This is a genomic window from Streptomyces catenulae, from assembly GCF_000718015.1.
In the GTDB taxonomy this organism is placed as follows: Bacteria; Actinomycetota; Actinomycetes; order Streptomycetales; family Streptomycetaceae; genus Streptomyces; species Streptomyces catenulae.
On the sequence record NZ_JODY01000003.1, the window covers coordinates 238,282 to 254,127 of the forward strand.

Genomic DNA, 15,846 nt, shown 5'->3' on the forward strand with positions numbered 1-15,846 from the left:
TCACTGCGCGGACTCGCAGTTCTCGACGACCAGGCCCGCCGGGAGGGACGTACCCGTCATGGCGGTGACGAGCGCGGCGCCGGAGCGGTGCCACAGCACGCTGTCGCCCAGCCGCGCGAAGCCGTGCTCCGTGAGCAGCTCCGGCGTCAGCACCGCCCCGTCGGCCTCGACGAACACCCGCTCGGCGCCGGGGGTGAAGCTGTCACCGGCCGCGAGCGCCGCGACCCGCCGCAGCAGCGCCCGGACGACGTCCGAGGCGTGGGAGTCGTCCCAGAACACCGCCCCGCTCAGGTACAGCACCCGCGGCGGTTGCCCGCCGCCCCGGCCGTCCGTCGCGAGCAGCGGCGCCACCGGGTCCGCCGCCGTCAGCGCCCCGGTGTCCACGGAGCCGATCCGGTAGTGGATCTTGCCGAGCGCCGCGCCGGTATCCGCCGCCGCCTCGGCGGGGGCCCACCGGGTGACCAGGAGCCGTCCCCGGACCAGCTCCTGGTCGACGAGGAGCGGCACCGGCGGCGCGGCGAGGTCCGGGGCGGTGTCCCGGGTGGTGTCCGGGGTCTGGGACGGGGCGGCGCCGAGGTTGGCGAGCGGCAGCGGCGCGGGAGCCGGGAGCCGTGGCGTCCGCTCCGCCACGGACTCCTGGACCGGCGCCGCCGGAGCCGACAGGGCCCGCGGGCCCGGTGCCGTCTCCCGCGGCGCGACCGCCTCCTCCGCCGCGACCGCCTCCCGCGGTGCCGCCGAGGCGCGGTGCGGCAGGAGGCGGGTGAACTCGGCCACCGGCGGCACCTGCAGCCGCTCCGGTCCCTGCACGGTGACCGTCCCGGCGCCGCCGCTGCTCGTACCGGCGCCGCTGCTCGTACCGGAGCCACCGGCCCGGTGCGGGGCGTGCTCCGGGCCGGTGGTCTCCCGGCGGCCGACGGGTGCCCCGCCCACGCGGCGCAGCCCGCGCTGTTCCTCCGTGCCGATCCAGGACACCGCGGTGCCCCGTGTGCGCGGGGGCAGCGCGGCGCGTTGGGCCGCGGACAGCTCCACCAGTTCGCCGCGGAGGAAGGCGGTGCGCTGGGCGTCGGTGAGCGCGTCCCGCACCTGTGGGTCCAGTGCGGCGAGGTCGGCCGCGCGCTGACTCTCCGACACCGCCGCCGCCGTCGCCCGCGCCGTCGCCGGGCCGTCGAGGAACAGGGCCCGCTCCACCTGCCGGAGCGCGGCGCCCAGCGCCGCCCGGCGGCGGCGGGCCTCCTCGTCGGTGCCGATGATCGGGGGCCACCGCAGAATGCCGGAGGCGAGCCGGAGCCGCTCCTGCGTACCGCGCGCCACGAGTGCCTGCGGGGTGACGCGGTGGTCCGTGGCGACCTCGGTCAGCGCGTACGGGACCGCGCCCAGCGCCCGGGCCATGTCCACCAGGTGCGCCGCCGCCCGGCCGGTCAGACCGAGGGCGCGCAGGGTGTGCGGCACCGCGCGGAGCTGTGCGGCCAGCTCCACCAGGTGCGGCACCGTCTCCTGGGGCAGCGCCAGGTCATGGGCGAGGCCCACCAACTCCTGGGCGCTGAACCACGGATACCGGCGCGGGTCGGCGAGCGCGGCGAACCGCTGCCGGGTCAGGCCCAGTTGCCGGGCGCGCCAGGCGGCGATGGCCGGGGCGAGCGCGGCGCGGTGCTCGGTGGCGTACCGCCACAGCGCGCGCCGCTGCTCGTAGGTCAGCCCGTCGTAGCCACCGGTCGCCGGGGCGGACGCCGTGCTCCCCGACCGTGCCACGTGGTCCGCGAGCGCGGGCAGCTCCTCGATGCCCACGCCCCAGGTGTGGAGCGTGGTGAGCAGCGCGACGACGTACGGACCCTCGCTGCCGCCGGGGTGGACCAGGGCCCGGGCGTCGATGCCGTGGTGGGCCAGCAGCGCGCCGAAGTCCCGGTCGCTCCAGGGCAGGAGGGGGCCGACCCGCTCCGCGTGGCCCCGGAGCAGGCCCGTGAACACCTGGAGCAGATGGCGTCGCCCCTCCGGCAGGCGGAGGGCGTCGGCGACGTGCAGCAGGTGGAACGCGAGGGCCGGATCGACGCGCAGCGTCCCGGCGAGCGCGCGGACGTCGTGCAGCACGGGCCGCCCGGTGCGCGCGCCGTACTCGTAGAGGGCGTGCGTCAGCTCGGCGGGGGCGCCGGTCCCGTGGACGTAGGTGGCGATCTCCGCGAAGGTGATGCCGCCGCGGACGAGTTGGCGGTACTCGGCGGCGCTCCGGCCGCCCCCGGTGGTGCCGAGGCGGCCCGCGCGGTGGGCGACCCATCCCGTCAGCGCCGTCAGGAGCGCGGGCCCGCCGGGCGCCAGGACGTACTGGTGCCGGATGTCCGTGCCGGTACGGCGTTCCCGGGTGTCCACGGTGCGGTCGATCCGGGTCAGCACGTCATGGAAATCCTCGCTCCGCAGCTCCTCGAACGGGTGGCCGTCCATCAGCGCGAGGACATGCAGCGGCGAGAGCCAGCGGCCGGTCCACTCGCGCTCGGCGGCGCTGCCGGGCCCGGCGAACGCCGGGTCGGCCAGGGTCCGGAACAGCCAGGCACGGTCCTGGGGTCCATGGGCCCGCGCCGCGGCGGCGACATCGCGGAGCAGTTGGCGGTGCTCCGCGGTGTCGGGGATGCCGAAGGTGTGGAGGAAGTGGGCGAGGGCGGCGGGTTCGTCGTCCAGCAGCCCGGGCTGTACGGACCAGTGGGTGCCCTGTGCCCCGCCCTGCCGGGCGGGCTGCTGGGCCAGTTCGTCGAGGGCGTCGATGACCCGCTGTACCTCCGGGCCGGACTCCTGGACGTGCCGGGCGGCCAGGGGCGCGAAGAGGTCCCGCAGGACGTGCGGCGCGGCGAGCGAGTGGAGGGCCGCCAGCCGCATGGGGCGGCGGCTCAGCACCTGGTGGAAGGCGCGCGGGTTGCCCCGGAGCCCGAGGGCGTCGAGGGAGGCGCGGAACGTGTCGGGCTCCGGGACCTCGCCCATGGCGTGCAGCAGGGCCGAGAGGTCGTCCACCGGGAGGTCCAGCAGATGCTGGAGGTCCACCATCTGCCGGAGCGGGCCGAGGAAGAAGTCGTCCTCCGCCGCGGACAGCTCCGCGCCGTACTCCGGAGGGCTGACGGCGGTGTCCGCCGTGCCGGGCACCAGACCCTCGGCATCGGTCTCGCCGAGGGGCCCGGAGTAGTCCGTACGGCGCCGAGCGCGCCCGGCGTCCGTGCCGATCCAGGAGACGGCGGTGCGCGGCGTCTCCTCGGGCGGGGCGGCGTGCTGTCCGTCGGTCAGCTCCACCTCCTCGCCCGCGAGGAAGGCGGTGCGCTGTTCGTCGGTGAGCCGGTCCCGGACCTGCGGGGGAAGGGCGGCGAGGTCGGCCGCGCGCTGTGCCTGGGACGCGGTCGCCGCCTCGGCGTGCGCCGCCGCGGGACCTTCCAGGAACAGCGCCCGGGTCACCCGCGCGACCGCGTCGCGCAGCCCCGCCCGGCGGCGGTCGGCCTCGGCACGGTCCCCGGCGCCGAAGACCGAGGGCCACCGCAGGAAGGCGGCCACGAGCCGGTTACGGCCCTGGGCGCCGGAGGCCATCAGCTCCTGCGGGGTGCGGCCGAAGGCCGCGGCGACCTCCGCCAACGCCACCGGGATCGCGCCCAGTTCCCGCACCAGATCCACCAGCTGCGCCGCATCCGTGCCGGTCAGGGCCAGGGCGCGCAGGGGGTGCGGGACCGTGTGGAGCCGTTCGGCGAGGTCCACCAGACGGGGCACTGCCTCCCGGGGCAGTTCGAGGCGGCGGGCGAGACCGACCAGCTCCCGGGCGTTCCACCCGTCCGTGCCGTTGAGGGCGTGGAACCGCTCCGGGGAGAGCCCCAGTTGCCGGGCGCGCCAGGCGGCGACGGCCGGGACGAGGGCCTCGCGGTGCGCGGCGGCGTACTCCCACAGGGCGCGGCGCTGCGGCAGCGCCGCCCCGTCGTAGCCGCCGTCCAGGGCGGGCGCCTGCGGGTCGTACGCCGTCAGGAAGTCGGCCAGTGCGCCGAGTTCGTCGATACCGGTGTCCCAGCTCTGGAGCGCGGTGAGCAGGGCGACGGCGTGGGTGGCTTCGGCTCCGCCGGGTGCGGAGAGCAGATCGGTGACGCGGATGCCGTGCTGTCCCAGCAGCGTGCCGAGGTCCTGGTAGAGCCGGCCGACGAGGGCGTCGTTCCGCTCCGCGCGGTCCCGGAGGTAGTCCTCGAACACCTCGAAGACCATGGCGTGTTCGTCCTCCGGCAGGCGGAGGGCGGTGGCGACGTGCAGCACGGTGAGCGCCGACACCGGGTCGGTGTGCAGCTCCTCGGCGAGCGCGCGGACCTCGTCCACCACGGGCCGCCCGATGCTCGCGCCGTACTCGTACAGGGCGTGCATCAGCTCGGCGGGGGCGCCGGTGTGCAGGACGTAGTCGACGGTGCCGGAGAGGGTGATGCCCTGCGCGGCGAGCCGCCGGTACTCCTCGGGGGGCTGGTTGCCTCCGGTGCGGTCGATGCGGCCCGCCTGCTGGGCGACGTGGTGTTCCATCGCCTCCAGGAGCGCGGGCCCGCCGGGCGCGAGTACGTACTCGTTCAGGATGTCGGTGCCGATGATGATCGCCCGGATGGCCGCGGCGTTGTCGATCCGCTCCAGGAAGTCGAGGAAGTCCTCGCCCCGCATCTCCTCGAACGGGTGCTGCGCCATCAGGAAGAAGACATGCATCGGCGAGAACCAGCGGCCGGTCCACTCGCGCCCGGCGGCGTCCCCGGGCCCGGTGAACGCCGGGTCGGCCAGGGCGCGGAAGAGCCAGGCGCGGTCGTGCGGGGTGTAGGCGCGGGCGAGGACCGCGAAGTCGCGGAGCAGTTGGCGGTGTTCCGCGGTGTCGGGGAGGCCGAAGGTGTGGAGGAAGTGGGCGAGGGCGGCGGGCTCCTCGTCGAGCAGCCCGGGCTGTACGGACCAGTGGGCGCCCTGCGCCACCCCTTGCCGGGCGGGCTGCCGGGCCAGTCCGTCGAGGGCGTCGACGACCCGCTGCACCTCCGGGCCGGACTCCTGGACAGGGCCGTCGGCCAGCGGGGCGAAGAGTTCCCGCAGGACGTGCGGCGCGGCGAGGGAGTGGAGGGTGACCAGCCGCATGGGGCGGCGGCTGAGCACCTGGTGGAAGGCGCGCGGGTTGCCCCGGAGCCCGAGGGCGTCGAGCGAGGCGCGGAAGGCGTCGGGCTCCGGGACCTCGCCCATGGCGTGCAGCAGGGCCGAGAGGTCCGACGTCGAGATCTCCATCAGGTGCTGGAGGTCCATCAGATGGTGGAGGGGGCCCAGGAAGAGGTCGTCCAGCGCCGACGCCGGTGTTTCGGCGTACTCGGGCGGCGTGGGCACGGAGGCGTAGTCCGGCAGACGCGTCCCGAGTGTGGCCGTCCGCGCCGGGTCGACGATCCGGCCCTCGGCGTCGGTCTGGCGGAGGGTGTCGGAGTAGTCCGTACGCCGGTACCTGCGCTGCTGGTCGGTGCCGATCCAGGAGGCGACGGTGTCCGGCGCCTCCCGGTCGGTGCCCGCGGGCTCGCCGGTGAGGTACGCGGTGGCCTGTGCGGCGGTGAGGCCCACCTCCTCGCCCGCCAGGAAGGCGGTGCGCTGGTCCTCGGTGAAGAGGTCCCGCACCTGCGGGGGCAGCGCGGCGAGGTCGTCCGCGCGCTGCGCCTGCGAGAGTTCCGCCGCCGCTGCCTGCGCCGCTGCCAGGCCCTCGCGGAACAGCGTCCGCTCCACCCGGTCGATGGCGTGGCCCAGGGCCGCGCGGCGGCGCACCGCCTCCGGGTCGTTGTACGGGCCGAAGACCGCGGGCCAGCGCAGGATCTGGGAGGCGAGCCCGCTGCGCGCCTGGGCGTCGGAGACCGCCACCAGCTCTTCGAGGGTGAGGTGGCAGACCAGGGCGACCTCGGCCAACGCCAGCGGGACGGCGCCCAGTTCGTGGGCCAGCCGCACCAGGTGCACCGCGTCCGCGCCGGTCAGACCCAGATCGCGCAGGGCGTGCGGGACGGCGCGGAGCTGTTCGGCGAGGTCCACCAGCTGGGGACGGGCCTCTTCGGGCAGCTCCAGGTGGTGGCCGAGGTCCGCCAGCTCCCGGGCGTGGAACCAGGGGTGGTGGACCGCGTCGTCGAGCGCGTCGTACCGCTCCTGGGAGATCCCCAGTTCGGCGGCGCGCCAGGCGGCGACGGCCGGGAGGAGGGCGTCGCGGTGCACGGCGGCGTACTGCCACAGGGTGCGGCGCTGCGCGGGCGTCGCCGCGGGGTAGTCGACCTCCGGCAGTCCGGCCGCCGCCGGCAGCCGGTCCGTTATATGGGTGAGGAGCGAGGGGAGTTCCTCGATCCCGGCCTGCCAGGTGTGGAGCGCGGTGAGCAGGAGGACGGTGTGGGCGGCCTCGGTCCCGCCGGGCGCGAGCAGCTCGGCGACGTCGATGCCGTGCTGGGCGAGGAGTCCGCCGAGGTCCCGGTCCCTCCAGTGGAGGAGGGTGCCGTCCCGCTCCGCGTCGTCCTGGACGTAGCCGGTCAGCACCCGGAGCAGCGGGCGCTGTCCGTCCCGCAGCCCGAGGAGGTCGGCGAGGTGCAGCAGGCTGAGCGCCGCCATCTCGCCGATACGCAGCTCCGCCGCGAGGGCGTGGACGTCGTCCGTACGGCGCTGTCGGCGCCGCTCCTCCGTGGCGAGCCAGGGGGTGAGGGTGTGCGGCGTGTTCCCGGGCAGTCCGGCGCGCTGCTCGTCGGTGAGCGGGACGGGTTCGCCGGTGAGGAACGCGGTGCGCTGCTCCTCGGTGAGTACGTCCCGGATCTGCGGGGAGAGTGCGGCGAGGTCGTCGGCGCGCCGGGCGCGGGACGCGGTCGCCGCCACGGTCCGCGCGGCCTCGGGCCCTTCCCGCAGCAGCGCCGCGGCCACCTGGTCGACCGCCTCGGCCAGCGCCGCCCGGTGGCGGTCGGCGTCGGCGCCGTGGAGCGCGGGCCAGGCCAGGATCTGCAGCGCCGGCCAGCGGCGTCCCCGGGCGCCGACCGCCACCAACTCCTGCGGCGTCGTCCGGTAGATCCCCGCGACCCGGGACAGCGCGGAGGGCACTCCGCCCAACTCCCGGGCCGTGGCGACGAGATGCGCCGCGTCCGGGCCGGTCAGCCCCAGGGCGCGCAGGGTGTGCGGCACCGCGCCGAGCTGTGCGGCGAGAGCGACCAGCGACGACACCGACTCCTGGGGCAGATCGAGGCCGCGGGCGAGGCCCACCAGCTCCCGGGCGTGGAACCACGGGTGGTCGTCCGCGTGGTTGAGCGTCCGGAACCGCCCCCCGGAGAGCCCAAGTTCGGCGGCGCGCCAGGCGGCGACGGCCGGGAGGAGGGCGTCGCGGTAGGTGGTGGCGAACTCCCACAGGGCGCGGCGCTGCGCGGGCTCCACATAGGCGTAGCTGTTGTCGAGTGCGGGCGCCTGCGGGACGTGGGCCGTGAGGAAGTCCGCGAGCGGCGCCAGCTCCTCGATGCCGACGTCCCAGGTCCGCAGCGCGGTGAACAGTGCGAGGAGGTGGGAGATCTCGGCTTCGTCGCGGGCGAGCAGCGCGGCGCGGTCGCCGCCGTGCTCCTCCAGCAGCTCCCCGAGGTCCCGGTGGCTCCAGCGCAGGAGGGTGTCGCCCTGCTCCGCCTGCTCCCGGAGATGGTCCTCGAACGCCTCGACGAGCAGCTGCCGGGCGTCGTCCTGGAGACCGAGGAGGTCGGCGAGGCGCAGCAGGCTGAGCGCCGACATCGGGTCGATGCGCAGTTCTTCGGTGAGCGCCTGGACCTCGTCCACCACGGGCCGCCGGGCGAGCGCGCCGTACTCGTACAGCGTGTGCATCACATCGTCGGGCGCACCGCTCCGGCGGACGTGGTCGACGGTGCCGGTGAGGGTGACACCGGCGGCGGCCAACTCCCGGTACTCCGTGACGCTCCGGCCGCCCCCGGTGCGGTCGATACGGCCCGCGTGCTCGGCGACGTGGTGTTCCATCGCCGCCAGGAGCGCGGGCCCGCCGGGCGCGAGTACGTACTCCTCCAGGATGCCGAACCCGAAGTAGAGCGCCCGGGTGGCCGCGGAGTCGTCGATCCGCTGGAGGAAGTCGAGGAAGTCCTCGCCCCGCATCTCCGCGAACGGATGGTCGGCCATCAGGAAGAAGACATGCATCGGCGAGAACCAGCGGCCGGTCCACTCCCGCTCGGCGGCGTTGCCTGGCCCGGTGAACGCCGGGTCGGCGAGGGTGCGCAGCAGCCAGGCGCGGTCCTGGGGCTCATAGGCCCGCGCGAGGGTGGCGAAGTCCTGGAGCAGTTGGCGGTTCTCCGCGGTGTCGGGGATGCCGAAGGTGTGGAGGAAGTGGGCGAGGGCGGCGGGTTCGTCGTCCAGCAGCCCGGGCCGTACCGACCAGTGGGTGGCCGGGAGCACGCCCTGCCGGGCGGGGCGGTCGGCCAGCTCGTCGAGGGCGTCGACGATCCGCTGCACCTCCGGGTCGGGCTCGGTGAACTGCCGGTGGACCAGGGGCGCGAACAGCTCCCGCAGGACCTCCGGCGCGGCGAGCGTGTGGAGCGTCTCCGGCAGCCGGGGCCACTGCCGCAGGACGTGGTGGTAGCCGTGCGGATGGTCGCGCAGCCCGAGGGCGTCCAGGGACTCCTGGACGGCCCGGGGGTCCGGGACGTCGCCCCGCTCCCGGGCCAGCGCGACGAGGTGGTCCATCGGGACGTCGAGCATGCCGTGCAGCAGGCCGAGCCGCAGCACCTGCTCGGTGGTGAAGCCCGCGAGGACGGCGCCGTACTCCTGGACCAGGGCGGACGCGCCCCGGTCGGACTCCGGCAGCGCCGCGAAGTACCCCTCCGTGAGCGGCGGCTGCGTGCCGTAGCCGGGCGGCGCGGCGACCTCCTCGTAGCGCGGCGGAGGGGCACCGGTGCCCGCCGTCGGCACCGTGCTGATGATCCGGCCCTCGGCATCGACCTGGCGGAGGGTGTCGGAGTAGTCCGCGCGGCGGTGCCTGCGCTGCCGCTCCGTGCCGATCCAGGACATGACGGTGTCCGGCGCTTCCCGGGCGGGGCCGTTCTGCGGCGTCACGGCGGTGCGGTACGCGGTGACCTGCGCGGTGGTGAGGGGCACCGCCTCGCCCGCCAGGAAGGCGGTGTGCTGGTCCTCGGTGAGGAGGGCCTGCACCTGCGGGGGGAGCGCGGCGAGGTCGTCCGCGCGCTGGGCCCGGGAGAGCTCCGTCGCCGCCGTGTGGGCCGCGTCGGTGCCCTGTGCGAAGAGTGTTGCCGTCACCCGGTCGATCGCGCGGCCCAGGGCCGCGCGGCGGCGCACGGCCTCCGGGTCGTTGTAGGCACCGAGGACCGCGGGCCAGCGCAGGAACTGGGTGCCGAGCCAGGTCCGCCCCTGGTCGTTGAGGGTCACCAGCTCCTGCGGGGTGGTGCCGTAGGCCGCGGCGACCTCGGCCAGCGCCCGCGGGACGGTGCCCAGGTCCTGGGTCAGGAAGACGAGATGGACGGCGTCCGTGCCGGTCAGGCCCAGGTCGCGCAGGGCGTGCGGTACGGCGCCGAGCTGTTCGGCGAGGTCCACCAGATGGGGGCGGGCCTCCGGGGGCAGCTCCAGCTGCCGGGCGAGGGCCACCAGCTCCCGGGCGGCGAACCAGGGGTGGCGGGTCGCGTCGTCGAACGCGGCGTACCGCTCCTGGGGCAGCCCCAACTCCTCGGCGCGCCATACGGCGACGGTCGGTACGAGGGCGTCGCGGTGTGCGGCGGCGTACTGCCACAGCACCCGGCACCGCTCGGGCGTCGCCTGGTGGAAGCTGCCCGTCAGCTCGGGGGCCTCCGGGTCCGACCGGGTCAGGTGCTCGATGAGGGAGGGGAGTTCCTCGATACCGGCGTCCCAGGTGTGGAGCGCCGTGAGCAGCGAGGTGACCTGGGCGGCTTCGGCCTGGTTGACCTCGTTCGGCCCGTCGGCGGCGAAGAGGTCCTCGACGTCGAAGCCGTACTCCTCCAGCAGCGGTTCGAACTCCTCCCGCACCCAGTCGAGGAGGGAGTTCCCCCGCGCCGCGTGGTCGTGGAGGTGGCCGGTGAGGACGCGGAGCAGCTGGCGCCGGTCGCCGGGCAGGGCGAGGAGGTCGGCGACGGGGAGGAGGGCGAGCGCCGCCACCGGGTCGAGGTCCAGCTCCTCGGCGAGGGCGCGGACCTCGGCCACCACGGGGCGGGCGACGGCCGCACCGTACTCGTGGAGGGCGTGCGTCAGCTCGGCGGGCGCGCCGGTCTCGTGGACGTATGTGGCGGCGTCGGTGAGCGTGACGCCGTGGCCGAGCAGCAGGCGGTACTCGTCGGCGCTCCGGCCGCCCCCGGTGGTGCCGAGACGGCCCGCCCGGTCGGCGACCTGCCGCGTCAGCGCGGTCAGGAGCGCGGGCCCGCCGAGGGCCGGTGCGTGCCGCTCCAGGAGGTCGGGCTCCATGTCGTCGGCGGTGACGCGGATCCGGTCCTGGAAGTCGAGGAAACTCTCCTGGCGCATCGCGTCGAACGGGTCATCGGCCATCACCAGCGCCACCTGGGGCGGTGCGAGCCGACGGCCTGTCCACTCGTGTGCGGTGGCGTCGCCGGGCCCGGTGAACGCGGGGTCGGACAGGGCACGGAGCAGCCAGGCCCGGTCCTGGGGTGTGACGGCCCGGGCGAGGGTGGCGAAGTCCTGGAGCAGTTGGCGGTTCTCCTCGGTGTCGGGGATGCCGAAGGTGTGGAGGAAGTGGGCGAGGGCGGCGGGTTCGTCGTCCAACAGGCCGGGCTGCACCGACCAGTGGACGCCCGGCACCGCACCGTTCGGGGCGGCGGACCGCAACAGCGCGTCCAGGGCGGTGACGGCCCGCTGTACCTCCGGGTCCTCCTCGTCCACGGCACGATCGGCCAGCGGGGCGAACAGCGCGCGCAGTTCGTCCGGTGCGGCGAGCGAGCGGAGCGTGTCCAGGTGCAGCGGGCGCTGCCGGAGCACCTGGTAGAGGGCGTGGGGGGTGTCGCCCAGCCCGAGCGCGTCGAGCGTCTCGTGGACCGCGGCCGGATCGGGGATCTCCTGGGTCACCAGGGTCAGCGGGACGAGGTCGTCCATCACCACGTCGAACAGGTCGGACAGGGCGCCCAGGCGCAGGATCTGCTCGGAGGTGAAGCCCGCGAGCAGGGCGCCGTGCTCTTCGATCAGGGCGGACGAGGCGTCCTCCTCCGGATCGCTCTCCGACTCCGCATCGCCGTGGTCGTCGAGGGTGTCGGAGTCGTGTAGGCGGCGCTGGTGGTGCTGTGCGTCCGTGCCGACCCAGGACACGACGGTGCGCGGGGCGTCCTGGGGCGGACCGGTGCGCTGCGCGTCGGTCAGCTCCACCTCCGCGCCCGTGAGGAAGACGGCCCGCTGCTCCTCGGTGAGGGCGTCCCGCACCTGCGGGGGGAGGGCGTCGAGGTCGTCCGCCCGCTGCGCCCGGGACACGGCCGCCGACACGGTCCGCGCCGCCGCCGGGCCCTCGCGGAACAGCGCCCGCTCCACCTGGCCGAGCGCATCCTCCAGCCCGGTGCGGCGCCGGGTGGCCTCGGCGTCGGTGCCGGTGATCGACGGCCAGCGCAGGTACTGCGAGACGAGCCAGCTCCGGCCCTGGGCGCCGGGCGCCAGCACCGCCCGCGGGGTGAGGCCGTGGGCCGCGGCGACCTCGGGCAACGCCGTCGGGACGCCGCCCAGCTCCCGGGCCAGGGACACCAGCTGTACCGCGTCCGCGCCGGTCACGCCCAGGTGCCGCAGGGCGTGCGGAACGGCGCCGAGCTGTTCGCCGAGATCGACCAGACGGGGGCGTGCCTCGCGGGGCAGGTCGAGATCGCGGGCGAGGGTCACCAACTCCTCGGCGTCGAACCAGGGGTGGCCGGTCGCGTCGTCGAGCGCGTCGAACCGCTCCTGGTCCAGGCCCAGTTCCTGGGCCGGGTGCTCCGTCGACGCCTGGGCGGCGGAGGAGCTTCCCCAGGGGGCGAAGAAGTGGTCCGGGACGGAGGGGTCCGGGCTGCTCGAACCGGAGCCGCCGCCCTGGGAGGCCCGCATCGAGGCGAAGATGTCGTCCAGGCTGTCGGGCGCGCCGCCCACCACGCGCCGTCGGCGCCGCTCCTCCGTGCCGATCCAGGACCCGAAGGAGTCCGGGGTGCTCCGGGGCAGACCGGCCCGCCGGTCGCCGGTGAGCGTCACCCGCTCACCGGCGAGGAAGGCGGTGCGCTCCTGCGGGGTGAGCCGGTTCCGCACCTCCGGGGAGAGGACGTCGAGGTCTTCCGCCCGCTGGTCCCGGGAGACGGTCTCCGCGACGGCGCGCGCCGCCGCGGGACCGCCCAGGAACAGCGCCCGCGTCACCCGCCTGATCGCCTGCTCCTGCGCGGTCCGGCGCCGGACCGCCTCGGCGTCCGTGCCGATGACCGGCGGCCACCGCAGGATCCGGGAGGCGAGCCCGGCCCACCGCGGCGCGCCGGACAGCAGCAGTTGCTCCGGTGTCGAACCCTCGGTCTGGGCGACCTCGGCCAAGGCCGTCGGCACGGCGCCCAACTCCCGGGACAGCCGCACCAGTTCGGCGGCGGCCCGGCCGGTCACACCCGCGTTCAGCAGGGCGTACGGCGTGCCGTTCAGCCGCTCGGTGAGCGCCACCAGGTCCGGCAACGCCTCCGGCGGCAGCGCCAGCGCACCGGCGAGGTTCTGCACCGGCCGCGCGACGGCCACCTGGAGGGGGTCGGCCGTCACCGTCGCGTCCGGCTCCTCGGCGCCGACGGTGACCGCCGGTGCCTCCGCGGTGACCTGGACATAGCCGTCCGGTCCGGGCTCTCCCCAGGTCACGGTGTACGCCGCCGTGGCCGGGTCGGCGGCCAGCTCGTCGTGGAGGTACGCCGCCTCGAACGCCTCATGGGTCAGCCGCGCCCCGTACGCGAGGACGGTGGCCCCGTCCACCGCCTGGACCCGCCACACCAGGACACCGTCGGTGGCCGGGAGTTGCTGGGCCCGGACCAGGTCCGTCAGGAGCGGGTCCTGCCGGTCCGCCGCGCTCCGCGGCGGGACGAACCGGCCGGACGGCGTGGGGATCGCGGTACGCCGTACGTCCCCGAGTCCCAGCAGGGTGGCCTCCGGCGAGTACCGCAGGGCCAGCAGGTCCGATACGTGGAAGACGAGGCGGAGCCGGTCGCCGCCGTAGCGGAGCGCACCGCGTTCGTTGGCGCCGCGCAGCTCCACCACGACATAGGCGTCCGCGTAGTCATGGGTGTGCCAGAGCGTGGTCTGCGCGGTGCCGTCGACGCGGCTCATCGCCCAGCCGGAGCTGGTGACGGAGCGCCCGGCGGAGTGGCTGAACGACAGCGCCCCGCTCACCGTGGCGACCGGCAACTGCCCGTCCCGGTCCAGCGGGACGGGCTGCCCCCACCCGGTCGAGAGGCCCTGCCCCAGGCCCGTACCGAACGACATGCCGTTGTTCTGGGAGCCGTAGTCGCTCCGCTCGGCCGTGCCCGGGCGCCAGCCCAGGGACGTGCCCTGCGCGGCGGGCAGCACGGCGACGGTGAGCGCACCGGTGGTGTCGGTGAGCGGGCCGCCCAGGGCGCGCAGCGCCGGGCCGACGGGAGCCGGGGTGGCGGTGAGACCGTGGAGCAGCACATGGCGGGTGAGGACGTGCGGGTCGAAGGCGCGGTGCAGCCCGTCCTGCGAGAACTGGCCGTCGCGGGTCAGCTCGCCCAGGAGCGCGCCGTGGCGGTGCAGCGCCGCCGTCACCTGGTCGAACAGCTGCCGGACCGCGGCCGGGTTGAAGAGCGCGCCCACGGAGCTGCGGGACAGCTCGGACGCGCTGATCGCGTACCGGGCGGCGGACGCGAGGACGGTGTCCGGGCGCGGGGTGGTCAGCCGGGCGGCGACGGGCTCCGGCCGCCGGGTGGTGGGCAGTTGGTCGGGGAGCTGTTCCAGCGGGACGGTGATCTCCTCGCGCAGCCGGACCAGGCCCGGGGGCACGCCGCCGCTCGCCGTCCGGAAGACGCGGGCGGCCCGGCGGGCCAGATCGAGGCTGAGGGTGGTGACGCCGCGGGACGGCACCACCGTCCGGCGCAGCGTGATCTCCAGGACGCCGTCCACCTGGAAGGTGGCCAGCGTCCCGGAGACCGTGTACCCGTCGTGACGGCGGGTCAGCACGGCGGTGCTGATGCTCTGTGACGTGCTCGCCGTACGGCTCGCCGTCGCCGAGCCGCCCGAGAACGCCGGGGTGAGGGCGTGGCCCTGCCCCGCGCCGTGGCTCCGGCCCTGTTCCTGGCGGGTGTTCCACTGGGTGTAGCGGCTGACGGTGCCGGGGGTCAGCCGGTGGGTGAAGCGGGCGCCCCGGTCGGCGGGGTCGCGGTGGAGCCGGAAGATCAGTTGGAGATGGGTGGTGTGTCCGGTGCCGGGCACGGTGGTGTGCAGCACCATCCCGGCACCGGCCATGGCGTCGGCCATCGCGTGCAGGGTGCGCGGGGTGAGGACGGTGTCCAGCGTGCCGGAGAGCGCCGTGCCCGGGACCTGCGGCGTCCACTGGGAGTCCAGGGCGGACGCGGCATGGGCGGTGAGGAGCCTTCCCACCTCCGCCATGACCGCCTCGGTGAGGGGGGCGGGGCTCTCCAGATCGTGCCCGTGCTCCTCGGCCACCGTCAGCGCGGTCGCGTCGGCTGCCGGGAGGAGGCGTTCGCTGACCGACGCCGGGGGCAGCGCGGTGACCGGCAGTGTGTCGGGGACGGTGCGCAGCCCGGCGGGGGCGGCCACCGGCCACTGCGGGGTGAGGAAGGTGAGGCCCTGCGCGACCTCCACCGTGTCCCGCTCGACGACCGGGGACCAGTCGCCGAACTGGTTGACGTTCTTGGTCTGCACCGTCAGATGCCAGCGCACCCGCCCCGTGCGCGGACGGTGCGGCAGCGCGCCGCGGGCCACGAAACCGCCCGGGCTGACGTTGGTGATCTCCGCGAGGCTCTGCCCCTTGTCGCCGGAGACCGACCGCTCGTACCCCAGCCCGCCCGTCGTGGTGCCCGAGCCGCCGGTGAGGGTGGCGGAGTGCGCGTGGTCGAGGTGGTGGGTGGTGGTGCTGCGGACGTCGGAGAAGCCCGCGGAGTACTCCGCGAGGTCCATCGTCGACAGCGTGACCGGCGCCCCGGCGTCCACCACCTCGCTGATCTCCGCGCGGAAGAGCAGCCGGACCCGGCGGTCGGTCAGGAGTCCGTCCAGGACCACCTGGGTGGCCGCCGACGCGGCGCCGGTGTGCAGCGCCGCCACCAACTGGTCGTGGGTGAGGGCCGTCTCCAGATGGGCCCGCGCCTGGTGCCGCGGGACGCCGTGGGCGGTCAGCAGTTGCAGGGCGCGGCGGCGCAGCGCGGCGGTGCCGGAGACGCCGAGCACCCGGTCGTGCTGGGTGAGGGTCACCGGACCGTCCGTGGGCGCCTCGGTGACCTGCGCCCCGGCCGCGACCGGGTCGGGCACCGGGATCAGCCAGCGCGCCTCGGCCTCGACCGTCCGCACCCGCACGGGGCGCCGGTCGGCCGTCGCCGTGGCGCCGGTGCGCCCCGGACGGAGCGCGCGCACCAGGCGGTGCACCGCGCCGATCGGCCCGGCCGCCGGGACCTTCTCCACCGTCACGGAGGTGAACAGCCGTACCCGGTACGTCAGTTGGTGTGCCGGTCCCGAGTAGTTGAGGCCGGACAGCAGATACGCGTAGGACGTCAGGCCCTGCTTGGCGGTGTGGCTGCGGGAGAACACCTTCACCTCGCTGCCATGGCCGACGTGCGGGCCCCAGCCGGTCGCCACGCCCAGGCTCAGCGCCAGCTGGGAGCTGTGCGACTGGGAGTTGGCGAAGTCCCGCATGGCGCTGGGCCACAGGTC

The 15,846-nt window shown here is 75.6% G+C and carries 1 protein-coding gene (only partly in view); it reads right to left on the minus strand.

Going from position 1 to position 15,846, the window contains the following annotated elements:
• A protein-coding gene (locus IF23_RS0105190; RefSeq protein WP_030280295.1) for a protein-glutamine glutaminase family protein crosses the window boundary here: on the minus strand, nucleotides 1-15,846 show its 3' portion. The gene runs 15,735 nt beyond the window's last position; the window shows 15,846 of its 31,581 coding nt (coding positions 15,736-31,581); its start codon lies beyond the right edge, outside the window; the stop codon is at nucleotides 1-3.